At 57.2% G+C, this 25,137-nt stretch carries 21 protein-coding genes; 8 read left to right on the plus strand and 13 right to left on the minus strand.

Features of this window, described 5'->3' with window-relative positions; translation table 11 throughout:
* Window positions 1-97 precede the first annotated feature (97 nt).
* Window positions 98-2,095 (plus strand): methyl-accepting chemotaxis protein, encoded by a 1,998-nt coding sequence (locus tag C7H10_RS18120; protein ID WP_106695936.1) that lies wholly within the window; start codon window positions 98-100, stop codon window positions 2,093-2,095.
* Window positions 2,096-2,193: 98 nt separating this feature from the next.
* Window positions 2,194-2,679: a GNAT family N-acetyltransferase gene (locus tag C7H10_RS18125; protein ID WP_058090570.1), complete on the plus strand. Its 486-nt coding sequence runs from the start codon at window positions 2,194-2,196 to the stop codon at window positions 2,677-2,679.
* Window positions 2,680-2,731: 52 nt separating this feature from the next.
* On the opposite strand, the gene C7H10_RS18130 is transcribed toward C7H10_RS18125, so the two are convergent.
* Together C7H10_RS18130 and C7H10_RS18135 are read right to left on the minus strand one after the other, a co-directional pair.
* Window positions 2,732-3,610 carry a metal-dependent hydrolase gene (locus C7H10_RS18130; protein WP_106695937.1) on the minus strand — a complete coding sequence of 293 codons (879 nt, stop codon included), beginning with the start codon at window positions 3,608-3,610 and terminating at the stop codon, window positions 2,732-2,734.
* A gap of 126 nt (window positions 3,611-3,736) precedes the next feature.
* Window positions 3,737-5,797: a dehydrogenase gene (locus C7H10_RS18135; protein ID WP_106695938.1), complete on the minus strand. Its 2,061-nt coding sequence runs from the start codon at window positions 5,795-5,797 to the stop codon at window positions 3,737-3,739.
* A gap of 147 nt (window positions 5,798-5,944) precedes the next feature.
* Here C7H10_RS18135 and C7H10_RS18140 point away from each other — a divergent pair, with 147 nt between their 5' ends.
* Window positions 5,945-6,964 carry a class I fructose-bisphosphate aldolase gene (locus tag C7H10_RS18140; RefSeq protein ID WP_106695939.1) on the plus strand — a complete coding sequence of 340 codons (1,020 nt, stop codon included), beginning with the start codon at window positions 5,945-5,947 and terminating at the stop codon, window positions 6,962-6,964.
* Window positions 6,965-6,970: 6 nt separating this feature from the next.
* On the opposite strand, the gene C7H10_RS18145 is transcribed toward C7H10_RS18140, so the two are convergent.
* The 8 genes from C7H10_RS18145 to C7H10_RS18180 all read right to left on the minus strand — a co-directional run bounded on the left by C7H10_RS18145 (window position 6,971) and on the right by C7H10_RS18180 (window position 15,965).
* Window positions 6,971-7,954 carry an MBL fold metallo-hydrolase gene (locus C7H10_RS18145; RefSeq protein WP_106695940.1) on the minus strand — a complete coding sequence of 328 codons (984 nt, stop codon included), beginning with the start codon at window positions 7,952-7,954 and terminating at the stop codon, window positions 6,971-6,973.
* 95 nt (window positions 7,955-8,049) lie between these two features.
* Window positions 8,050-9,027 (minus strand): tRNA dihydrouridine synthase, encoded by a 978-nt coding sequence (locus C7H10_RS18150; RefSeq protein ID WP_106695941.1) that lies wholly within the window; start codon window positions 9,025-9,027, stop codon window positions 8,050-8,052.
* 131 nt (window positions 9,028-9,158) lie between these two features.
* Window positions 9,159-11,330, minus strand: a complete 2,172-nt coding sequence (katG, locus tag C7H10_RS18155) for a catalase/peroxidase HPI (RefSeq protein ID WP_106695942.1) — start codon at window positions 11,328-11,330, stop codon at window positions 9,159-9,161.
* A gap of 387 nt (window positions 11,331-11,717) precedes the next feature.
* On the minus strand, window positions 11,718-11,936 hold the full coding sequence (locus C7H10_RS18160) for a DUF2835 domain-containing protein (protein WP_106695943.1): 219 nt from the start codon (window positions 11,934-11,936) through the stop codon (window positions 11,718-11,720).
* A 13-nt stretch (window positions 11,937-11,949) separates the two neighbouring features.
* Window positions 11,950-13,842, minus strand: a complete 1,893-nt coding sequence (gene htpG / locus C7H10_RS18165; protein ID WP_106696044.1) for a molecular chaperone HtpG — start codon at window positions 13,840-13,842, stop codon at window positions 11,950-11,952.
* Between the two features lie 462 nt (window positions 13,843-14,304).
* The gene (locus tag C7H10_RS18170) at window positions 14,305-14,739 is read right to left on the minus strand and encodes a PaaI family thioesterase (RefSeq protein ID WP_058090563.1); all 435 of its coding nucleotides are present in this window, start codon (window positions 14,737-14,739) and stop codon (window positions 14,305-14,307) included.
* On the minus strand, window positions 14,736-15,206 hold the full coding sequence (locus tag C7H10_RS18175) for a PaaI family thioesterase (protein WP_106695944.1): 471 nt from the start codon (window positions 15,204-15,206) through the stop codon (window positions 14,736-14,738). Before C7H10_RS18175 ends, C7H10_RS18170 begins: the two co-directional genes overlap by 4 nt.
* Before the next feature lie 18 nt (window positions 15,207-15,224).
* Window positions 15,225-15,965 carry a DUF599 domain-containing protein gene (locus tag C7H10_RS18180; RefSeq protein WP_106695945.1) on the minus strand — a complete coding sequence of 247 codons (741 nt, stop codon included), beginning with the start codon at window positions 15,963-15,965 and terminating at the stop codon, window positions 15,225-15,227.
* A 229-nt stretch (window positions 15,966-16,194) separates the two neighbouring features.
* On the opposite strand from C7H10_RS18180, the gene C7H10_RS18185 reads away from it, so the two are divergent.
* From C7H10_RS18185 to C7H10_RS18200, 4 genes are all read left to right on the plus strand, one after another.
* Complete coding sequence (locus tag C7H10_RS18185) at window positions 16,195-17,430, plus strand: M48 family metalloprotease (protein ID WP_106696045.1); 1,236 nt, start codon at window positions 16,195-16,197, stop codon at window positions 17,428-17,430.
* Between the two features lie 161 nt (window positions 17,431-17,591).
* Window positions 17,592-18,137: a hypothetical protein gene (locus tag C7H10_RS18190; protein WP_058090560.1), complete on the plus strand. Its 546-nt coding sequence runs from the start codon at window positions 17,592-17,594 to the stop codon at window positions 18,135-18,137.
* Window positions 18,137-19,324: an iron-containing alcohol dehydrogenase gene (locus C7H10_RS18195; protein WP_106695946.1), complete on the plus strand. Its 1,188-nt coding sequence runs from the start codon at window positions 18,137-18,139 to the stop codon at window positions 19,322-19,324. The genes C7H10_RS18190 and C7H10_RS18195 overlap by 1 nt, the downstream gene beginning before the upstream one ends.
* A 173-nt stretch (window positions 19,325-19,497) precedes the next feature.
* The gene (locus tag C7H10_RS18200; RefSeq protein WP_106695947.1) at window positions 19,498-20,277 is read left to right on the plus strand and encodes a substrate-binding periplasmic protein; all 780 of its coding nucleotides are present in this window, start codon (window positions 19,498-19,500) and stop codon (window positions 20,275-20,277) included.
* Window positions 20,278-20,281: 4 nt separating this feature from the next.
* On the opposite strand, the gene C7H10_RS18205 is transcribed toward C7H10_RS18200, so the two are convergent.
* Together C7H10_RS18205 and C7H10_RS18210 are read right to left on the minus strand one after the other, a co-directional pair.
* Entirely contained in the window at window positions 20,282-22,768 is a 2,487-nt protein-coding gene (locus C7H10_RS18205) for an ABC transporter permease (protein WP_106695948.1), read from the minus strand.
* Window positions 22,768-23,487: an ABC transporter ATP-binding protein gene (locus C7H10_RS18210; protein ID WP_244178342.1), complete on the minus strand. Its 720-nt coding sequence runs from the start codon at window positions 23,485-23,487 to the stop codon at window positions 22,768-22,770. Before C7H10_RS18210 ends, C7H10_RS18205 begins: the two co-directional genes overlap by 1 nt.
* A 69-nt stretch (window positions 23,488-23,556) precedes the next feature.
* On the opposite strand from C7H10_RS18210, the gene C7H10_RS18215 reads away from it, so the two are divergent.
* Window positions 23,557-24,216, plus strand: coding sequence for an arylesterase (locus C7H10_RS18215; protein WP_106695949.1), 660 nt, complete (start codon window positions 23,557-23,559; stop codon window positions 24,214-24,216).
* Here C7H10_RS18215 and C7H10_RS18220 read toward each other — a convergent pair.
* Window positions 24,159-25,133, minus strand: coding sequence for a YheT family hydrolase (locus C7H10_RS18220; RefSeq protein WP_167392921.1), 975 nt, complete (start codon window positions 25,131-25,133; stop codon window positions 24,159-24,161). The genes C7H10_RS18215 and C7H10_RS18220 overlap by 58 nt on opposite strands.
* Between the last annotated feature and the right edge of the window lie 4 nt (window positions 25,134-25,137).

Raw genomic sequence — 25,137 nt, forward strand, 5'->3', positions numbered from 1 at the left:
TAAATAAAATTACAATTCTTTCAACAATCAAGTTGAATATTTGCCTATGCTTGATTTTCGTAATTACATTTATTTAGCTGCAGCGGAGAGAAATTAAGTGAAAGATTTTTTTATCAATCTATCAATAAGGTGGAAGCTAACTGTAGGATTTGGGTTACTTCTTGCGTTGATTTCAGCTCTATCCGGAGTGAGCATCTATTCACTCGAATATCTAATAAAGGAAAACGAGAAAGTTGAATCCGTCTCAGCAATTGACGACTACCTATCTCAAGCGCGCTTCAATGAGAAAAATTTTCTGATACGAGCCGATCAAAAGTACATCGATGACGCTAAATTAGCGATAAACAAAGGCCTCGAATCCGCACGTAACAATTATGAAACATCGCAATCAGCGAGCCGACGATCACAGCTAGAAGAGGTGATCACAAGTATTCAAAACTATGAAAGGGATCTAGACGGGACGGTCGAGCAAATTCAGGAGCGGGAGACCGTTCAACAGCAGATGGAGCAGTCAGCGCGACTGGCAGTCTCGGAACTGCGCAACCTTGAGACGCAACTGCGCCGCGCTGCGAATCGTCAGATCGATTTGTCCGGAGACAGAGATCTCATCAATGCTTCTCAGGCGGCCGAACGTGCAAGCGCGCTCGCGTTTGAAATACTTGAAGCTCGGAACGATGAGAAAAACTACCTATTAACGCAGAACAACGATTACGTGAATACCGTCATCTCGAGAATCGATGCTGTGGAAGACGAATTGGGGGCACTCTCTGGCGAAGTTCTAGGAGCGGCCAGTGATCAGATCACAAGCGTCGAGACAGTGCTGGTTAACTACCGAGAGCAGTTACAGCGGTTGGTACGGAACACTGAACGTATGAACTCAAGTGAGGCACAAATGACTCTCAACGCCCGCCGCACAACCGATGCCGCAATGAACGTATATGTGGAACAGCAGCAAGCGATGGTTGACAGGGAAAAACAGGTTGTGAATCAGCTAATTGTAGCCACCATAGTCGCCTTCATTTTGGGCATCGTTTCGATGTTGGTTATCACTCGGGTTATCGTGAAGCCCCTGGATCAGGTCGTAAGCGCAGCAAATCGGGTTGCAGAAGGTGATCTAACCACTGACCTCACAACTCACCGACGCGACGAGATCGGTAAAGTAATGAAGGCTATGCAAGCCATGACCGTCAATCTCCGACGCATTGTGCAAGAATTGGCAGACGGGATTGCGCAGATTGCGAGCGCCTCTGAGGAGCTTTCAGCCGTTACCGAACAAACCAGTGCTGGTGCAGCGCAACAACGTGATGAGACAGATCAAGCCGCGACGGCAATGCAGGAAATGACAGCAACCGTCCAGGATGTTGCGAGAAACGCGGAATCAGCTGCAGATTCCGCGGGAATGGCGGATCGGCATGCCAGAGAAGGATTTGAGGTAGTTCGGGATACTGTCCGCAAAATCGAAGCTCTTTCGGATGAAGTCGAGGAAAGTGCACGAGACATCAACAAATTGAGAGCAGAGAGCGCCAACATTGGAACTGTACTTGATGTCATAAAGAGCATCGCGGAGCAGACCAACTTACTTGCTCTTAACGCTGCCATAGAGGCTGCCCGTGCAGGTGAGCAAGGCCGAGGCTTTGCTGTTGTAGCAGATGAGGTTAGAAGCCTTGCACAACGAACTCAAGATTCAACGGTTGAAATAGAGACGCTTGTGAATTCGCTGCAGAACGGCGCTGAAAACGCTGTCACCAGCATGACGAGAAATAGCGAAAGCGCGGAAGCCACGGTAACTGCAGCAAGGGTCGCAGGTGAAGCCCTCAAAACGATTAATGATGCGGTATCGAACATCCAGGAAATGAACCAACAGATCGCAACTGCTGTTGAGGAACAAACGTCTGTTGCAGAGGGCATCAGCGAAGGAATGGTCACCATTCGTGAGGTAACTGATCAATCGGCTACCGCGACTAATCAGATCTCGGCTTCGAGCAACGAATTGGCAAAGTTGGGTGGGGATCTGCAACGCCTTGTTGATCGTTTTAAGATTGGGGCACGACAGAGCGAACAGATAAAGGCAGGAGCTTTGGAACAGGCCTATTAGCAAGGGCTGGATTTTCCTGCGGTTGTCGGTATGCTGACTGGAGTAGCGGGTTTATGGATTATTAACCCGTGCTCCACACAGGTACACACTGAGTCATCATGAGCACAATCACGTCGATCACTATTCGCAAGTACCGTATTCAGGATTTGAGCCCGGTAGTTCGCCTGTTTACCGATTCCGTGCATGAACTCACGGCCGGCGCCTATGACGAAACCCAGCGGTTTGCCTGGGCCTCCCGTACGCCGCACCTGGATACCTGGCGGCAAAGGCTGGAGTCACTGGAAACCCTGGTGGCGGAAGAAGGCCAGGACCTGGCCGGGTTTATCTCCTACGATGACGACGGCACCATTGATCTGGTGTTTACTGCCCCTAACTATGCCCGTCGTGGCATTGCCTCCACGCTGTATCATGAGGCGGAACAGCAACTGATTGCCAAAGGCGCAAAAGAGTTGAAAACCGAAGCCAGCGTAGTGGCCAAGCCCTTCTTTGAACGCCACGGTTTTGAGGTGGTGGATGAACAGCGGGTGACGGTTCGCGGGGCTCAGTTCCTGCGCTACAACATGCGCAAGGACCTAACGGCATGATCAGACGGGCAGCCATTGCGGCTGCCCCCTCAACGAATGCAAATGGTGCTGTTCAGCCTTGAAGTGAGGCCGGCAACCAACGCTTCTTGGCCTTCTCCACCAGATCCCGGGCATCGTTGTCCCAGGGGTGGAAGTTCGGGCTGTAATACTTCAGGTAGGACGGAATCAGTTTGCGGAAGACCCCCGGTTTGCCCCACATGTAGTTCAGGCCTTTGGCCCAGGATTTCAGGTTGCCCAGCTGGCCATCGGCTTTCATCAGTTGGATCAGGTGAATGCTGCTGAACAACGGAAACATCACGCTGACAAACATCATTTCCGTTACGCGAATGAACTCACTGCCGCCCACGCTTTTATAGACATCAAATGCCACGGCTTTATGTTCGGATTCCTCAATGGCGTGCCAGGCCCAGACCGGTGCGATGCGGGGGTCCATCTCTTCAAGGGCATCGTATTTCAGCAGGAATTCTTCGGCCATCAGGGCGGTAAAATGCTCTACTGCCACTGTGTGGGCCAGCTGTCTCTCCGGTGTGAAGCGCTTACGCATCCAGTTCATAAACCACTGGACTTCCCGCTCCAACCGGCTGAGGTTAACCCCCCGCTCTTCGAGGAAGCCGTTCATCATTTTATGCTCTTTCGAGTGGTGAGCTTCCTGGCCGATGAACGCGCGAATCGCTTTTTTCAGTTCAGGGTCGGTAATCTGGTTCTGGTAGTGGCGAACGGTATCAATGAAGAATCTCTCTCCCGGCGGGAAGCTGGCAGACAACGCCGCCAGCAAAAGGGTTTTTGCCGGGTCGTTGTCCCACCAGTACCTTGGCAGGTCTTCCGGAAACTCGAAATCCGGGCTGCGCACTTCCGGTAGAAATCCAGGGGGCGTTGCGGTCCGGTAAGCTGCATTGCTGGTTTTCTTGATCTGTGACACTGGCGCGTTCATGGCAGAACTCTCCCGAAGCCATTTGTTTATTGCGTAGTCAACAGGCTACGCTGCTCCGGGAGTGGGCGGCAGGTGTTTGTGGGCCAAAATCCTCCGTTACCCGCACACTTCAGGCCTTTGCCTGGTTCAGGCCGGTTCGGTGGCGTGGGCGGCCAAGGTGCGCACTCTCTCGAAATCTTCCTCGGTAAACACCCCGTTAACGCCGGATACAGCCGCCAGCTCCATGCCGTGTTTCAGGCCCAGTTTGTATATTTCCCGCACCTTTTCCCATTCAATGTTCCGGCCCAGGGTGAAATTCTCGAACCTTGCCTCGAGCGCCAGCACGATGGTTTCTGCCAGGCAGGCATAGGCAATGCCCTTGGGCAGGCCGATATCTTTCATTTTCACGATGCCAGGCAGTTTGATCTCTCCAGATTCAATCACCAGCACATCGGGCCGCTTGGCCACGTCTTCCGCCGGGATATCCAGGGGCCTGGCCACGTCTGTGATCACGCAACCGGGTTTCACCTGCATGATGTCCAGAATACGTTTACCGGCGCCGGAGGTGGCAGTGACCACCATGTCCATATCACCCAGGTCACGGTTGGTGGTGGCGGCCACATGCACGATGGCGCCCGGGGTTTCCTGTTCGATGCTTTCTTTAAGGGATAACAACTTGGCGGCCTCCGGTGCCACCAGGTAGATTTCATCCACGGCCTTGGCCAACAACCGGGCGCAGACCGAGCCGATAGCGCCAGTGGCGCCGACAACCATGGCCTTGCCGGCCATCTTCCCGCTCTTGCCAATGCTGACACGGCCAATCCTCTTAGCCGCATCGTGGGCCGCCCAAAGTGCGCCCGAGGCGCTGTAGCTGTTGCCAGTGGTGATGGGCAGCGGTGCCCGCTTGGCCACGGTGATCCCCGCATCACCCACTACCTTGGTGAACGCCCCCAGCCCCATGATCTGGGCGCCCAGCTTTTTCGCCAGATTCGCCGCCGCCAGCAATCGGCTGTAGGTGAATTCCGGGTCGTGGGCCATGATTTCCCTGGGTGTGCCACCTACGGTGATCAGCCAGCCTTCCACCTCATCGCCGGTGGGCGACTGGATGCCCGAAACCTTGGAGTAAACAAACGGAGGCGTGTAGGCAATGGCCTTCTCCACAAGGTTCATCACCGCCGGTGGCGACACGCTCGCTACCCAATCCAGGGGCGGGGTTTTGGTCAGGTATTGCTGAGACAACGGGTGAATCACAAAGGCAAAGCGGTTGATCCGACGGTAGCCGTTCGGGTACAGGATGCGGGGCTCTACCCCCAACTGTTCAATCACGTCCAGGAAATCGTCCGCACCCAGTTGCTCCGGTGTGCGAGACAGAGCCGCACTGATCATCGCCTCCATCACGTTGACCCCCACCGGGCGGCCTTCCAGCCAGGGGCTGTAATCCACCACCATGGCCACGCGCCGGGAGCGGAACCAGTCCAGGGCGGATGTGGTGACCCTGGAGGTAATCACAGTTTTGCCATCCAGTTCCTTCTCGGAAAACACTTCAAGATCACCCATAGCACCGACGATCACATGGCAGTCTTTTACCGCCTCATGCAATGAGCCGCTGATCAGCTTCTCCCCCATGCGGTAGAGGGGGCTTCGGTGCAATCGTTCTATAACCCTGACGGCGTTGGGGCTGAACATCACCGGGGCCGTGAGCTTGGTATAGGCTTCGAGCTGGTTCAGCGAATTGAGTAGCCGGGGAACGCCAAAGTCCAGGTATGGATCGGCGAAGAACAGGTTGTCGGTATGCTCAGACAAGGCCCTGGCAATGCGGAATCCGGCCTGGCCATTGAGGAACAACACCCGGGCGTTATCGAAAAAGTGGCCCAGCTCCGTCTGGGTATGGCGAACCGCCCACTCCTGGAGGATGCCCCGCAAGCCCACCCCGGTGGTGATCGGTTTGTCTGGTACACAGGCTTCCAGCCTGGCGGTATCCGGGTGTTCAAGCTGCTCACGGCCCACCTGGTAGTGGTAGTGGTCGTGCATCATGCTCAGGCCGATGGCATCAGCCTGCGCGCGAATCGAATCGAGAACAGCCTCGGCCCGATCGAGATTGCCATCGGTGCCCACTCGCACCACACGAAACGTATGGCCCAGAAATTCGGTTTCCAGCTCATAGTCGTACTCAGACGATCCCTGGCTGACGCTGACGACGGTTTTCATGGCGGGCTCCAGTATGATCTTGTTATACCTTAAGTCTAGAACCTGCGATGCGTTCCCGCCTTAGCCCAGATCAAATAACAGCCGGGCTTTTTGAGACTACACTGAATACATCTCGACCACTGCAGAATCAGCAACCAAGGAGGAGCCATGAGCGTTAAACAGGAGCTATTAGCCACCATTGCCGACCTGGTCCAGCCGGGCAAAGGTATTCTCGCGGCAGATGAGAGCGCCCCAACCATTGCCAAGCGGTTCAAGGCGGTGGGCGTTGAATCCACGGAAGCCACCCGGCGCGAATACCGCAGCATCATCTTTTCCACGCCAAAGCTTGGAGCGCACGTAAGCGGCGTTATTCTGTACGAGGAAACGCTGGAGCAACTGAGCCTGGACGATGTTGCCATCCCCAAGCTGCTGGCCAGCCGGGGCATTGTTCCTGGCATAAAGGTGGACCAGGGCAAAGGCCCGCTGGTAAACGCCCCGGGCGATGAAATCACCTACGGGCTGGATGGCCTTGGCACGCGCCTGGAGCACTACAAATCCATGGGCGCGCGCTTTGCCAAGTGGCGGGATGTGTTCCATATCTCCGACACCCTGCCCTCGTTCCAGGCGATCAAATCCAATGCCGAGGTGCTGGCCCGTTACGCCGCCGTATGCCAGTCCATGGGCATAGTGCCGATTGTGGAACCCGAGGTTCTGATAGATGGCAACCACAGCATCGAACGCGCGGCAGAAGTCAGTGAAGATGTGCTGCTGGAAGTGTTCAAGGCACTGCACCGCCACCGGGTGGACCTGGAAACCATGGTGCTGAAACCCAGTATGGTGACACCGGGCAAAGAAACGGGCAAAGCCAGCCCGGAACAGGTTGCCGAAGCCACCCTGAGCGTGTTCCGGCGGGTGGTGCCGGCGGCTGTACCGGGCATATTCTTCCTGTCCGGTGGCCAAACCCCGGAGGAATCCACCGAAAACCTGAACGCCCTGAACAGCATGGGTTACCACCCCTGGGAACTCAGTTTTTCCTACGGCCGTGCCCTGCAGGAGCCAGCGCAGAAAGCCTGGGCCGGTATGCTGGACAATGCCGACAAAGCCCAGGCGGCCCTGAAAAAACGGGCCAGGCTTAATGGCCTGGCCCGTTCCGGCAGTTACTCTCCAGAGCTGGAGAGCTCTGACTAAAGCGCTTCAGTTACAGCCGCTGATGCAACCGGCCGCTCCATTGAATGCCATGGTGCGTCCACTGAGGGGCACATGTACGGCCGCAGACACCAGTTCGGTGAACCGGGCCGTGCGTGAGCCGGCTACCACCTTGCCGTTCTCGGTAGCGGCTTCATTGGCGTGCGAGGCGATCACCGCAGCCGGGCTGATCAGGTCGTTGATCACATAGGCCGCTTCCGTGGGCCCGGTGGTAAAGGTATCACCAATGTTAATAACCACCAGCTGCGCGCCGTAGTGCTCCTTCACTACCAGCTTCTGCTCTGCAGTAATGCCCGTGTCGCCAGATAAATATACGACGAGCCCGTTAGAGAATGTCAGCACATAGCCAGTTGGTGGCCCAACACTGGCACTGACAGCGGCAGCGGCCAGGTAATCCGCCAGCGGGCCGGTCAGAAACGACGGCGAAACACCGTTGCTGTGTACGGCCGGAACGGTGGTAATGGAGACGCCACCAACGTCCCGACTCCCGCCAAAACGAACCAGAAGTGACTTACCGGGATCACCGCCGCCTTCCTTCAGCTTAGCGGCGAAGAACGCGGGCATCTCGCTGCCAGTGACGATGGTTGAATTCTTTTTCAAGGCGATATCAACGGTATTGGACTGGGGCAAGCTGGAAACCGAGGTCTCCGGATTGCCACAGCTCCCCTGATTGGTTTTGTCAATTCGCTGGTCGCCCACGTGGTCCCCGTGCATGTGGGACACCAGGATAACGTCGATATTACCCAGGCGTGGGTCGTCCGGGCCGGCGACAGTGCGGCCGGCATCGTACAGAATGCGGGTGCCGTTCGGGTCTTCAAAGATCAGTGCGCGATCGCGGCTGCAGAATTCACCATCGTGGCTGCCCAGTGGGGTAACTTTGACCACAGCGTCGTCGGCCTGGGCTGAAGCGGTCAAAGCCAACCCCGCCGCCACTACCAGGCCAAGGGGCCAATGGCGTTTCTTGGTTTTCATCGTGCCATCCCTCTCGTTTATCGGAACCGAAAAGATTTACGACAACTACACCGGTTCGTACCAGTGTAGTCGAGAGCGAAGGCACAAGGGGGGAGTCAGGCAGCGTTGGTGCTATGGGTCGGTAAATCATCCGGCTTGCCCAGGCAAGCCAGCATGGGGGCAACGTCCCGAATTTTGCGGGCCTGGGGCCATAGGGCCTCGGCTTCGGCAAAGCCCTGGCGCAGGTAGTTAAGCCACTGTTTGATGCGACCGGTCACGTATTTGTCTTCCAGGCGGGTTTGCAGGGCTGCCGCATATTCACGCACCAGGGCAACTGCTTCCGGCCAGGTCATGGGTTCTATGGAGTCACCCTGCTGCGAGGCTTTGATCTGCGCCGCCAGGTCTGGCCGGGCAATCAGGCCACGGCCAATCATCACGTCATCGCAGCCAGAGACTTTGCGGCAGCGCCAGTAGTCTTCCACTGTCCAGATTTCGCCGTTGGCGATGACGTGGCTTTGGACCGCTTCGCGCACTTTGGCAATCTCTTCCCAGTAGGCGGGCGGTTTGTAGCCATCCACTTTACTGCGGGCGTGGATCACGATCTCCGATGCCCCGGCGGCTTCCAGTGCCTGGCCACAGGCCACACCCATGGAGCGGTCGTCGTAGCCCAGGCGCATCTTGGCGGTTACAGGAATATTGGCAGGCACTGCTTTGCGCACGGCCGCGGTGATGTCATACATCAACTCTGGCTCCCGCATCAGCACGCAACCACCTTTGTGCTTGTTCACGGTTTTGGCGGGGCAGCCAAAATTGATATCCACCTGCCCTGCTCCCAGTTCAGCGGCCTTGGCTCCGTGGCGGCCCATCATTTCGGCGTTTGAACCCAGCAACTGCACGGCGACGGGCGTGCCCACTTCGGTCAGCGCGTTATTGTGAAGTTCCGGGGCGTACTTGTAGAAAATCCGGGGCGGCAGCATGCCGTGGGTCACGCGAATAAATTCCGTCACGCACCGGTCAATCCCGCCCACTTTGGTCAGGGTTTCACGGATGGGTGCGTCGACCAGCCCTTCCATCGGGGCAAGGATGATTCGCATGAAAGCTCCAGATACTGAGAAAAAGATCAATGACGGCTGATCAAAAATCAGGCGGAGCGGATTGTAAGGAATTCGGGGGCAAATAGGTAGCCGGGCATCCCGAAACAGGATGCCCGGCTGGTTACTGCAGCTTACTTCTTCACGTCGAAGCGGTCTGCGTTCATTACCTTGGTCCAGGCGGCTACGAAGTCTTCCACGAACTTGGCTTCGTTGTCGTCCTGGGCGTACAGCTCTGCGTAGGCACGCAGGATCGAGTTGGAACCGAACACCAGGTCAACACGGGTCGCCGTAAACTTGGTATTGCCGCTCTTGCGATCCACGATGTTGTAGGAGTTCTTGCCTGTCGGCTCCCAACGGTTAGCCATGTCGGTCAGGTTCACGAAGAAGTCGTTGGTCAGTTGGCCAACGCGATCTGTGAACACGCCGTGCTTGGTGCCACCGTAGTTGGTACCCAGCACCCGCATACCGCCCAGCAGAACCGTCATCTCCGGCGCAGTCAGGCCCATCAGCTGGGCACGGTCCAGAAGCATCTCTTCCGGTTTGACCACGTAGTCTTTCTTCTGCCAGTTACGGAAGCCATCAGACAGCGGCTCCAGCGGCTCGAACGATGCCGCATCGGTCATTGCGTCGGTGGCATCGCCACGGCCTTTCAGGAACGGCACGTGCACGTCATGGCCAGCGGCCTTGGCCGCCATCTCGATACCCAGGTTACCCCCCAGCACGATGACATCAGCGATGCTCGCGCCGGTGTCGGCTGAGATTTTCTCATAAACCTTCAATACCTTGGCCAGGCGCTGCGGCTCGTTGCCTTCCCAGTCTTTCTGAGGGGCCAGGCGGATGCGGGCACCGTTGGCACCGCCGCGCATGTCTGAGCCACGGAAGGTGCGTGCGCTGTCCCAGGCGGTGGTGATCAGCTCGTTCAGGCTCAGGCCAGCGTCAGCGATTTTCTCTTTGACCACTTCCTCAATGTAGTTGGTCTCACCCTGGGGAACCGGGTCCTGCCAGATCAGGTCTTCAGCGGGAACGTCCGGGCCGATGTAACGGGACTTCGGCCCCATATCCCGGTGTGTCAGCTTGAACCAGGCACGGGCGAAGCAGTCTTTGAAGTACTCCGGATCTGCCATAAACTTCTCACAGATGGCGCGGTACTTCGGGTCCATTTTCATGGCCATGTCGGCGTCGGTCATCATCGGCTTGACGCGTGTGGTCATGTCCGTCGGGTCAACCGGCATATGCTCTTCTTTGATGTCGACCGGCTCCCACTGGTTTGCGCCAGCCGGGCTCTTGGTCAGCTGCCAGTCGTAACCAAACAATAGGTCAAAATAACCCATGTCGAACTTGGTCGGATTGGTGGTCCAGGCACCCTCTATGCCGGAAGTAATGGCGTTAGTCGCCTTGCCCTGCATGTTTGGGTTGATCCAGCCAAAGCCCTGGTTTTCAACATCTGCCCCCTCGGGCTCTGGCCCAAGCGCGTCGGCGTTGCCATTACCGTGGGCCTTACCTACGGTATGGCCACCGGCGGTCAGCGCGGCCGTCTCTTCATCGTTCATCGCCATACGGGCAAAGGTTTCACGCACCTGTTCACCGGTCTTGAGCGGGTCAGACTTGCCATTCACACCCTCCGGGTTCACGTAGATCAGCCCCATCTGTACCGCGGCGAGAGGGTTTTCCATCGTGCTTGGCTTGTCTACGTCTTCGTAGCGGCTATCGGACGGCGCCAGCCACTCTTTTTCAGCGCCCCAGTAGATGTCTTTCTCAGGGTGCCAAATGTCCTGACGGCCGTATGAGAAGCCAAAGGTTTTGAAGCCCATGGACTCATAGGCAATGTTACCGGCAAGGATAAACAGGTCGGCCCAGCTTACCTTGTTGCCATACTTCTTCTTGATCGGCCACAGCAGGCGGCGGGCCTTATCGAGGTTGCCGTTATCGGGCCAGGAATTCAGAGGAGCAAAACGCTGGTTGCCGGTGCCACCGCCACCACGGCCGTCGGCCAGCCGGTAGGTGCCTGCCGCGTGCCACGCCATACGAATCATCAGACCGCCATAGTGACCCCAATCTGCCGGCCACCAATCCTGGCTGTTGGTCATCAGCTCGTGCATGTCCTTTTCGAGCGCTTCGTAATCGAGTTTTCTGACTTCTTCGCGGTAGTCGAAGTCTTCGCCCATCGGGTTAGTCTTGCTGTCGTGCTGGTGCAGGATGTCCAGATTCAGGTTCTCCGGCCACCAGGCCGCCACATTGCCCTGCTCCTGCGTATTGGACCCGTGCATGACCGGGCACTTACCACCACTATTATTCTCAGACATCGTATTCTCCTGTTTCTGCGTCATTGGCAAAAAAACATTTCACGATCAAGGGCATCACTAAATATAGATCATTCACAGGCCGCTGCTTGAATGTTTACTACCGCCTGTATAGTGAATCCCTATGGACTTCCCGCAGCCCGGGCAAAGCGACAGAACGATCACTGGGCGATTGCGTAATCCTGATAGTAGTCCACCAGAATCCCGAGCAAGTCCTTCCATGCTACCGGTGCAAATTCGATTGACACTGACATGGCGCAACTCCTTGATTGCGAGAACACCTTCACCTTATCGCGGGGGAGCAATCAACAGACAATTAATTAAAAATAAGATTTTGAAAGTTTTTCTTTATCGTTAAAAGCACAGGAAGAGCAATGATGAAGACGAGTGTTACAGGCGCTCGATAGCGGCAAACTTGCCCTGATCGTCAAACAGGATGCGGAAACTGCCCTGAATGCCATCTTTGAGGAAAAAACGGGAAAGGATACGGGCCGGGAAACGAACAGAGCGTCCGTCCCGGGCCGTGGTGCGAACATCGGTGGCAACGCCCTGATAGAGTTTGATCCACTCATCAGGGCTGATGCTGATGTCCACAATAATCTGCTGCATGGTCAGTGCCGGCTCAGTTAGCCAGCTCCAGCAGCAGACGGTTCAGGCGGCTGACATAGGCGCCGGGGTCTTTCAGTTGCTCGCCACTGGCCAGGGTGGCCTGGTCGAACAACACCGCAGACAACTCGCCAAAGCGCTCATCTTTGGCTTCCTGCTCCAGGCGTTGTACCAGCGGATGGTCCACATTGATTTCAAAGATCGGTTTGCTGTCTGGCACTTTCTGGCCAGCCGCTTCCATGATCTTCTTCATCTGGGCTCCCATATCGAACTGGCCAGTGACCAGACAGGCGGGTGAATCCGTCAGGCGATTGGTTACCCGAACCTCCTGCACGCGGTCTTCCAGCGCTTTCTGGATGCGCTCGATCAGATCCTTGTGCTCCTTGGCGGCTTCTTCCTGGTGCTTCTTGTCTTCCTCGGTTTCCACTTCACCGAGATCCAGATCACCACGGGCCACATCCTGGAACTGCTTGCTGTCGTACTCGTTGAGGTAACCCATCATCCACTCGTCAATACGGTCAGACAGGATCAGAACCTCAATACCTTTCTTGCGGAACACTTCCAGGTGCGGGCTGCTCTTGGCCGCCATGAAGTTGTCAGCGGTGATGTAATAGATCTTGCTCTGGCCTTCCTTCATCCGGGCGATGTAGTCATCCAGGGAAACGTTCTGGGTAGACTCGCCGGTATGGGTGGAGGAAAAACGCAACAGGCCGGCAATTTTCTCGCGGTTGCTGAAGTCTTCTGCCGGCCCCTCTTTCAGAACGGTGCCAAACTCGTCCCAGAAGCCCTGGTATTCGCCGCTGTCTTTCTTGGCCAGCTTGGACAGCATATCCAGTACCCGCTTGGTCAAGGCGGTGCGGATGCTTTCTACGGTACTGTCGTTCTGCAGAATCTCCCGGGACACGTTCAGGGACAGATCGTTGGAATCAATCACACCCTTGGTGAAGCGCAGGTACAACGGCAGGAACTGCTCGGCATCGTCCATGATGAACACGCGCTGAACGTACAGCTTCAGGCCACGGGGTGCCTCCCGGTTGTACAGATCAAACGGCGCGCGCTTGGGGATATACAGCAGGCTGGTGTAGTCCAGCTTGCCTTCCACTTTGTTGTGGGACCAGGTCAGCGGGTCTTCGAAGTCGTGGCCGATGTGCTTGTAGAATTCTTTGTACTCTTCGTCCTTGATCTCGTTACGGGGCAAGGTCCACAGGGCGGTGGCGTCGTTGACGGTTTCCTCTTCGCCCTTCTTGTCTTCTTCCTCTGACTCGGCCTTCATTACGACTGGGAAGGAGATGTGGTCGGAGTACTTCTTGACCAGGCTGCGCAGCTTCCAGCCATCGGCGAATTCCTTGGCGTCGGATTTCAGGTGCAGAACAATCTCGGTTCCACGCTGCTCACGGGTCACCGGCTCGATGGTGAACTCGCCATCGCCCTTGGATTCCCAGTGCACACCTTCTTCTGCCGGTGCGCCGGCACGGCGTGTGAATACGTCAACTTTGTCGGCAACAATAAAGGCGGAGTAAAAGCCCACGCCGAACTGGCCGATCAGCTTGCTGTCTTTCTTCTCGTCACCAGACAGTTGCTTGAGGAATTCGGCGGTGCCAGAACGGGCGATGGTGCCGAGGTTGGAGATAACGTCGTCACGGGTCATGCCGATGCCGTTGTCGGCGAGGGTAATGGTGCCGGCGTCTTTGTCGTAATCCAGGCGGATTTTGAGGTCGGAGTCGCCTTCGTAGAGTTTGTCGTCTTTCAGGGCAGCGAAGCGCAGTTTGTCTTCGGCGTCTGAGGCGTTTGAGATAAGCTCACGAAGGAAGATTTCCTTGTTCGAGTACAGGGAGTGGATCATCAGGTGAAGCAGTTGCTTCACTTCGGTCTGGAATCCCAGGGTCTCTTTGTTTGTTTCTACCGTCATGGCTGTGTTTTTCTCCTGCTCGGGTTTTAACTTTTGTGGAGCGGCCTGGGCCGGTAGGTTCTTCCAAAACACGCTGTGAATACGTCCATGTACGCTCTGCTCCGCCATCCATGGCTCCGCAAGGTTTTGGAAGAACCTACCGGCCCAGCCCACCCGACTTTTGAGTTAGGCCAGTGAAAGCACGATGTCTGGGCGAGCGGGTGGGGATGGCTTTCCGGAACCGTGCGGAGCCATGGGTGAAGAGCGAAAGCTCTTCACGGGCTGGCCAAGGACGGCCAGCCCAGGACCCGCAGTGCGCCGCAGGAGCAATAAGCCCTGCGGGGCGGAGCCCGAGCCGCACAGGGACGTCTCGAGGCGTGTTTCGGAAAGCCATCCCCACCCGCTTGCCTGCACCAATGCTGAAATTTCTTGAACCAGAGATGGGGGGTCAGCCGGGGCATTTCAACCCCAGTCAAAACCAATTCAGTCTTCGAGGAGGAAGTGCGCGCGGGCCGTGGCGATGGGTTGGGAACGGGACTTTTGCCAGGCCGAGATCATCACATTGGCAACCCGGTTGCCCTGGCGGGTCAGGCGGCATTCGGCGTAGGTTTCCCGGTTAAGGCCCGCGCGCAGGTAGTCCAGGGAAAAGTCGACAATTCTCGGCATCCGCAAGGTATCTTGAGACATGATCAGGTAGATCGCTGCCGACATTTCCATGAAGCCACCAATCACCCCACCGTGAATCGCCGGCAAAATCGGATTGCCCAGGTTCTCTTCTTTCTTTGGCAACCGGAAAATCAGGTCGTCTCCAAAGCGGTCGCATTGCAAGCCAATCCAGGTGGCGTAGGGAATGCTCTCCAGCATGCGGGAGAAGTCGCCGGTTTGCTGGGTGTATTTGAGGATTTCCGGGTCGGTCATTCCTCGCCTCCGGTGATCAGGTCTCGATAGGTTTTCGGGGTAGCTTCTTTGCCGATTCTCATGAACGTGCCAACACAGTTGGCGATGGTTTCACCGCCTTCCTGATAGGCCTCGCAGCGGGTAAAGATGATGTTCTTGGTGATCTTGTAGGTCTCGGCCCGGGCGTAGACAGGTTTGTGGGGTTCGGCCGGGCGCATGTAGTCCACCCGCAAATCCAGGGTCGGGCAAAGCTCGAAGTCTTCAAGGGCACAGATCATGACTGACCCGGAGGCGGTGTCCATAAGAGTGGTAATGGCACCACCGTGGATAACACCGGTGTCCGGGTTACCAATGATCTTGTCGCTGTAGGGCAGTTCCATGACCAGATAGCCCTCGCCCGCTTCCTTCGCACTCAGGCCCAGTTCACGGGCCTGGTTGAGGGTGTTCACAAACCGGTTTACCCGGTTGATTCGGGTTTCATCATTCATTCAGGAATGTCCTGCAATTCAGCTTTTCGGAGTGGTTTCTGCAGCCTGTTTACCGGGTACGGGTTCTTCGAACACTTTCCCGGCACGCAGGGCAACCAACGCATCAGACTGGAATTCCCGACGGTAAAGTACGACAACCACCAGGGTAGAAGCCGATATAAACACCAGGGGATGGATAAACCAGGCCACCACGGCCAGGGCGTAATAGTAGGACCGCAACCCGAGGTTAAACGCGTCCCCTGCCAGGTTGCAGATGTTGCCGGCACTGCGGGCAAAGGCCTCCCGGGCGGCGGGGCTGGTTTTGGTGTCGTCCGGTAGGGGCGCGCTGCCTATCATCACCGCCACAAAGTTGTACATGCGCATAGACCAAGTGAACTTGAAGAAGGCATACACGAACACCACCAGCAACACTACCAACCGCAGCTCCCAGATTTCCCGGGTCGGTACGGCGCTGAAAGGCATGGTGGCGAACACTTCCATGGCCTCACGGGTGTAGCCGAGTGCAGTGATGATACCAGCCAGAATCAGCAGGCAGCTGGATGCGAAGAAGGCGCCGTTGCGCTCAAGATTACCGACCACGGAAGCGTCCGATATCCGGTTCTCCCGCTTGAGCATTACCCGCATCCAGTCTTCACGGTACATATCCAGCGTGTTTGAGAGGCAGGCGCGAGTACTTGCCCGATTTCGGGAATACCAGGTGTAGCCTACCCAGCACACCAGAAACCAGAACAAAGCAATGAGTTCCAGGTAATAGCCCATGCGTGGTTGTCGATCCGTTGTAACGTATATGGCAGAGAGGTTGCGTGACAATGATACGCGAAGGTGCATGAACCGGCCACAACCCGGGTGGTCTGACACTAAAACACCGGTCGTACTGTGCTATATAATGAATCACTCAAATCAACAATTGCGCGTCCACGGAACCGGTCGCCCAAAGGAGTCGGATGTGAACCCCGGACAAATTCTGAGACTGACGTTACTCTCGGTGATGTTTCTTGCCATTGCGGGCTGCGCCGTAAACCCGGTCACCGGCAAAAAGCAGCTGTCTTTGATCCCTGAAAGCCAGGAATTGGCGCTCGGGGCCGAGCACTACACCCCAACCCAGCAAACCCAGGGTGGGCAGTTTTATCTGGACCCGGAATTGACAGTCTATGTTCGCGAGGTCGGCATGAAGCTGGCTCGGGTTAGCGATCGCCCCGATTTGCCGTACGAGTTTGTGGTACTCAATAGCAGCGTGCCCAATGCCTGGGCTTTGCCTGGGGGCAAGATCGCCATCAACCGGGGCCTGCTGGTCAAGTTTGAGGATGAAGCCCAGTTAGCCGCTGTGATGGGGCATGAGATTGTCCACGCTGCGGCGCGGCACAGCGTGCAACGCATGCAACAGGGCATGCTGATCAGCGCTGGCGTCGCCGGCCTTGGTTTTGCGTTGTCTGATAACGAGTGGGCCGGGCTGATTGTGGGCGGCGCGGCCGTGGGCGCCCAGCTGGCTCTGGCACAGTACAGCCAGGGTGATGAGCTGGAATCCGACCACTACGGCATTCGTTACATGAAAGCCGCCGGTTACGACCCTCAGGCAGCAGTTGAGCTGCAAGAGCTGTTTCTGGAATTATCCCAGGGCCGGCAGACCAGTTGGCTGGACGGCATGTTCGCCACCCACCCGCCTTCAGCCAGGCGGGTTCGGGAGAACCAGGCCCTGGCCTCAGAGCTGGGAACCGGTGGCTTCCGGGGCCGCGACATTTACCAACGGCGCGTTGCCCTGCTGAAAGAACTCCAACCCGCCTATGACGCCCACGACAAAGCCATGGAACTGGCATCCAAAGGCGATATGAAAGCCGCCCTTGATTCCATCAACAAGGCAATCGAGCAGGAACCGCGCGAGGCCATGTTCTTCGCCCTCAGGGGGCGGATCTACAAAGAACAGAAGCAAACAGAGAAAGCCCAGGCGGATTTCGACAAGGCGGTGTCGCTGTACCCGGAGATGTTCCAGTACCAGCTATACAACGGCCTGAACTCACTGGCCATGAATAATCTGGACAAAGCCCGTGGGCACCTTGAGCGGGCCAATCAGGTGGTGCCTACCTCCATTGCCTATCTGCGGCTTGGCGATATTGCCAGCCGTCAGAACCGTCGGAATGACGCCATTGGCCATTACTCGAAAGCCGCCGAAGCCGGCGGCGATGTGGGCGAGGAAGCCAAAAGAAAACTAGCCGATCTGTCCCAATAGCAAACACGTGGCGGGGATAAAAACCGGGGGCTTAACGCTCCCGGTTTTTTTATGGCTAAAGCATTTGCCACGTTGACGCAAAAAAGCCGTCACAGATTGCATTGACATTTAGAGCAATAACTCTAAAAATCAGTCAAACAAACAACAATCGGATGGCGATCATGCTCGTAAAGCGACTTCAACCGATGATTTCCCACGCAAGGCGGTCCTATGTGGAACTGATGTTCCAGGTAATGGGCCGGGCCCTGCAGGCAATCAGCGAAGTAGACGAACAAACCCGAAACGAAACTCGAGCCCTGCCCGAAGGATTTCTGTTCGAGATGCAGGTGATGCCCAATGGCCCCAAGCTGATCGTTGAGCACACCGGAGATGGCAAACTGCATTTCCACGGCGACAGTGCTCCCCGGCCGGTGGACCTTTCCATTCAGTTCAAGCATATGGCCCATGCGTTCCTGGTACTGTCCTTCCAGGAAAAGACCTCGGTGGCCTTTGCCAACGACCGCATGCTGGTAGATGGAGATGTCAGTTACGCCGTGCGTATGACCCGTGTGCTCAACCGCCTGGAGTCGTTCATCCTACCGAAGCTGGTCGCGCAGCGAGCGGTCAAGGAATACCCGGCCAACCTGCATCTGCCTGAAAAACTGATCAGCGGTGCCCGCATCTACCTGAAAGTCGCCACCAACTTTGTCGAGACAGTGAGAGCATAATGACCAACAAATACTACGAGTTCTTCTGCCCGGTAAAAGTGATTGCCGGCAAAGCTGCCCTGGAACACATTCCGTTTGAATTGACCGGCCTGGCCGCCAAGCGCCCGATGATTGTTACCGATAAGGGTGTTCGGGCGGCAGGCCTGCTTGACCCTGTGATTGCCGCTTGCGAAGAAAGCGGACTGGAAATCGTCTCTATTTATGACGACGTCCCCCCGGATTCTTCTACAACGGTTGTTCGCGATATCGCCACGGTTTACCGCAAGGAAAAGTGTGATTCCATTATTGCCGTGGGCGGCGGTTCCGCCATTGATACCGGCAAAGCCGTGAACATTCTGGTCTCCGAAGGTGGCGACGACATCGCCAAGTACAGTGGCGCAGGTATTCTGAAGCATCCCCTGAAGCCGTTCTTCGTGGTACCAACCACAGCCGGAACGGGCTCTGAAGTCACATCCGTTGCCGTGATTACCGATGAGAAAAAAGGCGTGAAGCTGCCGTTCACCTCATCGTTCCTGTTGCCGAATGCGGCGATCATCGACCCACGGATGACGCTGACCCTGCCTCCCCATATCACCGCCGCAACCGCCATGGATGCCATGACTCACGCGGTCGAAGCGTTTACCTGCATGGCCAAGAATCCGCTGAGCGATGCCTACGCCACGGCTGCCATCAAAAAGGTGAGCCAGTCACTTCTGTCGGTGATGGACAACCCCAAAGACGAGAACGGGCGGCTTGAACTGGCCCAGGCCTCTACCATGGCCGGCATTGCCTTCTCCAACTCCATGGTTGGGCTTGTACACTCCCTGGGCCACGCAACCGGCGCGATCTGCCACCTGCCCCATGGCCTGTGCATGAGCCTGTACCTGCCGTATGTACTCGAATTCAATATTGAAAGCATCCGTGAACCCCTGGGCGAACTGCTTCTCTATCTGGAAGGCCCGGAAGTTTACTCGGCAACCCCTGCAGCCCGCCGTGCCGAGGCGAGCATTTCCGCCATCCGCAAGCTCAGGGACGCACTGCACAAGCGCTGTGAGCTGCCCCGTACCCTGAAAGAAACCGGCAAGGTGCTCGAGAGTCAGTTGGAGGCCATCGCCGAGATGGCGCTGGACGACGGCTCTATCATGTTCAACCCGCGGGAGGTCACCAAGGAAGACGCCCTTTCTGTGCTGCGGCGCGCCTGGGCCTGATCTCAGAATTGGCTGGGCTGACCCATCGTTTGATGGGTTAGCCTAAAGTCAGATTCACAATGATTGATTTATAGGAGGAAGTCGTTACTATTTAGCAACGTTCTGGCAGGGAGTTGGCCGGTTAAGTTTGATCTATGTACCGCAGTGGCCTGCAACAACCTGAGTTTCTTTAAATGAAAGATCTATTGTCCAGAGCATCGCTTTTTTCACGACGTAGCCTTGGCATTCTGACGGCGAGCCTGTGCCTGTCCATGGCGGCACACAGTGGCGAAGACCAATCCGGGACCTTCCGTTTCAACATTTCCCCCAACGGCTACCCCCCATACCTGATTGTGGATGGAGAAAAGCCCTCCGGCATCATGTGGGACGTGGTCGCGCTGATAGTGCCGCGCCTCGGTTACGATCTGGAGTTCATGAAAATTCCAAGAAAGCGGGTCGACCAGATGCTGGCCGACGGTTTCCTGGACGGCACCCCCCGTGCCATCGAATGGACGGAAAAGCCCGAGCAGTTTCTGTTCACCAACCCGGTTGTCCATGTAGAAGAAGTGTTCTTCTTCGCAAACGGTGCCGAATTTGAGTACAACCACCCGAGCGACCTGTTCGGAAAAACCGTGGTTACTCACCTGGGCTACATGTACCCTGCTCTTGATTCCTACTTCGAAAGTGAACAGATTCGACGTTTTGACGTCTCCCGTGATCGAGATATGTTCCGATTTCTGCTGCACGGCGAGCGGTTTGATACGGCCCTGGCTGACCGCCTTGTCGGCCAATGGATTCTGAAAACCGAAGGCATGGCGGAACATTTCAGCAGCTCAGAGGCTGCCATCAGCCAGTACGGTTTCCGGATTATGGTGCGCCCGGAGTGGACGGAGTTTGTGCAGGCCTTCAACGAGGAACTGCAGAGGATTCGCGAGAACGGCGAGCTACAGGCCATTCTCGCGAACTATCGCTGACAGCTTATTCCAGCCGTCTCAACAGCAGCATGGGCGAAACACTGAGAACCGGGCGCAATTGCCAGCGCCCGAACAACGCCAGCAGCGCCGCACTGATGAAAGGAATGGGCAGCATCACCTGCCAGTGCCAACGGAAAGTACCCTCAAACATTCTGACCTGAAGCGCATAAACCGCTGCCTCTGCCGCCAACACCCCCATAATACCCGCGACGAACCCCAGCAAGGCGAATTCGAGCATGGTGCTGCGAGCAAGCAGCGACTGCTGGCCACCCAGAGTACGCAGTAAAGCGCCCTCCCGTTGACGATCCCTAAGCGTGGCACTAACCACCGCTGCCATGACCACCAGGGCCGCCGCCAGGATCAGCGCAAGAATGGCTTCAATGGCCTGGGTAACCTGGCGCACAATCTGCTGGATACGCTCGATGATATGATCGATCTCCAGAACCGAGACGGTCGGGAACCGGCGTGAAAACTCATTGAGCGCCACTTTGTTACCCTCATCCAGATGGAAACTGGTAATCCAGGTACCGGGCATATCCGTCAGGCCACCGCCGGGCGGGAAGGCCATGTAGAAGTTGGGCTTCATGCTGTCCCATTGCACAGTACGAATACTGGTGACCGGTTCTGTCACCGTTTCCGAACCAATGGTGAAGGTCAGGCGATCCCCCATGACCAGCCCCATGCGTTCCGCCAGCTCTGCCTCAACCGACACGCCAATGGTGTCGCCGGGGGCAAACCACTCGCCGGCAACAATCTCATTATCTTCAGGCAGTTCTGCCATCCAGGTCAGGTTCAGTTCACGGTTCAGGGCACCAATGCGTTCATCCTTGCTCACGGCCTCCAGAACCGGCTGATCATTCAGTTCCGTCAAGCGCCCGCGCACCATGGGATAGACCGTATCCAATGGGGCGTCACGCTCTGCCCAGAAGGCTTCCACTTCGTCCACCGCATCCGGTGCGATGTTAATCAGGAAGTGATTGGGGGCATTATCCGGTAACTGGGCCTGCCAGTCGTCGAGCAAAGAAGTGCGCACCAGGATCAGCGTGGCCGCCAGCATCAATGTCATGGCAAACACCGCCATTTGCGCCATGCTGGCCTGTCGATGCCGGTACAGGCCCACCAGGGCCAGGCGCCAGGCGTTGCCGCCGCCCCGTACACGGCGCAGAACCGCCACCATCAGGCCCCCGACCAGCGCCAACACCGCCAACAGGAGTGCCAGGCCGCCCAACAAGGCGAATACCAGTGCAACCTCGCCAGCGTATAACCAGACCAGACCGAACACGGCCAGAATCGCAATCGCAATATCGGGGATCGCGTCTCGCCCACTTTCCCCGGGCTGAGCCCTTAGAACCCGCATGGCAGCCACATTACGCAGCCGGCGAATGGGCGGATAGGCAAACGCAAACAGGGAAACCAGGGCCGTGAGCAAAGCCGGCAGCAGGGCCGAAGGCGCCAGATGGAAGTCGACCGGCTGCTCCAGCACGTCACTCAACAGGCGAACCAGAATCCAGAACAGCGGCAGCGCCACCAGCAGGCCACCAATCACACCGGCGATACCCCACAGCGCCAACCGGCGCAGGTAAAGGCCGCCAATTCCCCGGCTCGACAGCCCCAGGGTTTTAAGAAGTGCCACGGTATCTCTCTGAGACAAGGCGTACTGACGGCTGGCAACCGCCACAGCCACAGCCGCCAGCAGAACCGCCAGGCTGCCACCGAGCAACAGGAAACGTTCAGCACGCTCCAGGGATCGGGAGAAGGTCTCGCCATCGCGCACACTTTCCCACTCATGGCTCGGTTCCAGGCGCGGCTCCAGCCATTGATAGTAGTCGTCAAGCAGGTTGTCAGGCCCGGCAAACAGATACACATATTCAGCGCGGCTGCCTTCCTGTATCACGCCGGTGCCGGGCACGTCGTCCACATGAATCATCACGCGGGGTGCCAGGGAAGATAGCCGGAAACCGCCATCTGGCTCCCGTATCAGCAGGCTGGTGATCTCCAGTTCAAGATTGCCCACCTCGAGCGTTTCACCGATTTCCAGCTCCAACAATCGAAGCAACCGGGGGTTAACCCAGATTTCGCCCCGCCCGGGGCCGGCCCCTACGGTTTGGCGCGGCGCATCAGAGCCTGGCTGGATTTCGATCTCGCCACGCAAGGGGTATTCGTCGCTCACGGCCTTGACCGAAACGAGCTGGAACCCACCTTCACCAAATACCATGGTGGAGAATTCAATCAGCTGGCCGGTTTCCAGGCCTCGCTCACGGGCTTCGTCAATCCATTCAGCCGGCACTGGCCGCCCATTTTCCGCTTCAAGCTGGCGATCCGCCGCCAGAAAAGAGCTGGCCGAAGACACCAGGGTTCGCTGCAACTGGTTGGCGAACAGGGCAATGGTGGCCACCGTGGCCACGGCAATCACCAGGGCGACCAGTACAACCCGCACGTCACGCTCGCGCCAGTCCCGGCGCACCGACATCAGTTTTTTTGCAGCCGCCATCAGTCAGCCAACTCCCGGGCCGCTTCCGGCTCTGTCAGTACACCGGCTTCAATCTGCAATTGCCGGCCACATCGGGCTGCCAGGTGTTCATCGTGGGTGACCATGACCAAGGTGGTGCCTTGTTCCCGGTTCAGGTCCATCAACAGATCCGACACTGCCTGCCCGGTACGGTTATCCAGGTTGCCGGTAGGCTCATCGGCAAACAGGATAACCGGGTCGGAAGCGAAAGCCCGGGCGATGGCTACCCGCTGCTGCTCACCACCAGACAACTGCCGTGGGGTATGGCTCAGGCGCTCGCCCAGCCCTACCCGCTCAAGCAACTCTTTGGCCCGCGCTTCCGGCGATTCCATTCCAGCCAGTTCAAGGGGCAGCATTACGTTCTCCAGCGCGCTCAGCGCCGGCAACAGCTGGAATGACTGGAACACGAAGCCAACCCGGCTCGCCCGGAGCTGTGCTCGCTGGTCTTCCGTCAGGCTGCTGATTTCAGCACCGTCCAGCTCTACTTTCCCTTCGGTCGGTGTGTCCAGCCCGGCGAGCAATCCCAGCAAGGTGGTTTTTCCGGAACCGGAGCGGCCAACAATGGCTACGGACTCTCCCCGATTGATTTCCAGACTGACCCCCTGCAAGATCGTCAACGTATCAGTTTCCAGGCTCACCCGGTGGGTAAGGTCGGTCACCCGTAACATGGGGTTTGTGGCGGCTAGCTTGGGGTCCGTCATCTGGTTCACGGTGGCTCCGTTGTCTGGTGCTGTGTTTTATTGAATCTGTAAAGGGTATACGAATTTACTATGCATACGGTATCGGCGTTGGTCAGATCATTTACACTCGCGGCACTGATGTTACTGTCACTCTCCGCCCTGGCCAGCCAGAACACACTGCTGGTGGTCGGCGACAGCCTCAGCGCTGCCTATGGTGTGCCGTCCGAAACAGCCTGGGTACAACTGCTAAGGGACAGGCTTGATGAACAGGGCCTGAACTGGAATGTTGTGAACGCCAGCATCAGCGGCGAAACCACCGATGGCGGCCTGCGGCGGCTGCCGGAACTGCTTCAGAAAAACCAGCCAGACGTCGTGATCATCGAGCTTGGCGGGAACGACGGCCTGCGCGGCTTTCCACCGAATGTGATTGAATCCAACCTCGCCGACATGATCGAGCAAGTGCGGGATGTCGGTGCCATTCCGGTGCTGGTGGGCATGCAAATTCCACCGAACTATGGCCAGCGTTATACCCGCCTGTTTGCGGACATCTTCCCGAACCTGTCTGACCGCTACGACACGCCTCTGGTTCCCTTTTTTCTTGAGGGCATCTACAACGAGGATGGGCTAATGCAGGAGGACGGCATTCACCCCACCGAGGCTGCCCAGCCGGTACTGCTGGACAATCTATGGCCTCAACTGGAGCCGTTGATCCTGGACAGGAACCCCAGCGCCCTGCGCTCAGACCAGTAGTAACCGTCACGGGCCAGCTCGACAAATCCCACATGCCCGCCCCACTTTGGCGCCTCGACGGTAACGTAGGCGCCGAGGACCTTACGACCTTCCGGGAAACACCTGGCTGACAGGAAGGGATCGTCCGCCGCATTGACCATCAACGCCGGTACCCGTATGTCCTTCAACCAAAACAGCGCCGAGCAGCTGGCCCAGTAGTCCTGGGCATCCCGGAAGCCATGCAAGGGTGCGGTGTAGCGGTTATCAAATTGGTGGAAGTTGCGGATGGTCTCAAACCCGGTCACGTCAATCAGGTCCGGAAACCGACGGGCCTTTTCCTGCATTTTGCCGTGCAGATCCCTCAGAAAGCGCTGCATGTAGATCCTGCGACTGGGCAGGGCCAGCATATCCGCGCTACCAGCCAGGTCTGCGGGCACTGAATAGGCAACGGCACCGCTGATGCGACTGTCAACACGCTCGCCCTGCTCGCCGAGGTATAGCAGGGTGAGGTTGCCGCCCATGCTGAAGCCAGACAGGAACAGGTTGCTGTAGTGGCCTTCCAGCGCGTGGGACACCACCGTATGCAGGTCTTCCGTGGCTCCGCTGTGATAGAACCGTGGCTGGCGATTCATCACCCCGCCGCAGGATCGGAAGTTCCAGGCCAGCACATCCCAGCCATCCGCCATTAACGCCCGCGCCAGCCCGAGCACATAGGGGCGCCGGCTGTGGCCTTCCAGACCATGGGACACAATGGCCAGGCGGTCACTGCCCTGACGGTACCAGTCCAGGTGCAGTTCGTCGTTATCCGGCGTGGCCAGAACGGCGGTTTCCGGCTGTGGCATGGCCACGTTTCGAAACAGCGTTGGCCACACAGACTGGATGTGCCCGTTACGTAACCAGACCGGTGGGCGGTAGCCCGAATGACTGCACTTGTGCAAATTT

Source organism: Marinobacter shengliensis (assembly GCF_003007715.1).
Classification (GTDB): Bacteria; Pseudomonadota; Gammaproteobacteria; order Pseudomonadales; family Oleiphilaceae; genus Marinobacter; species Marinobacter shengliensis.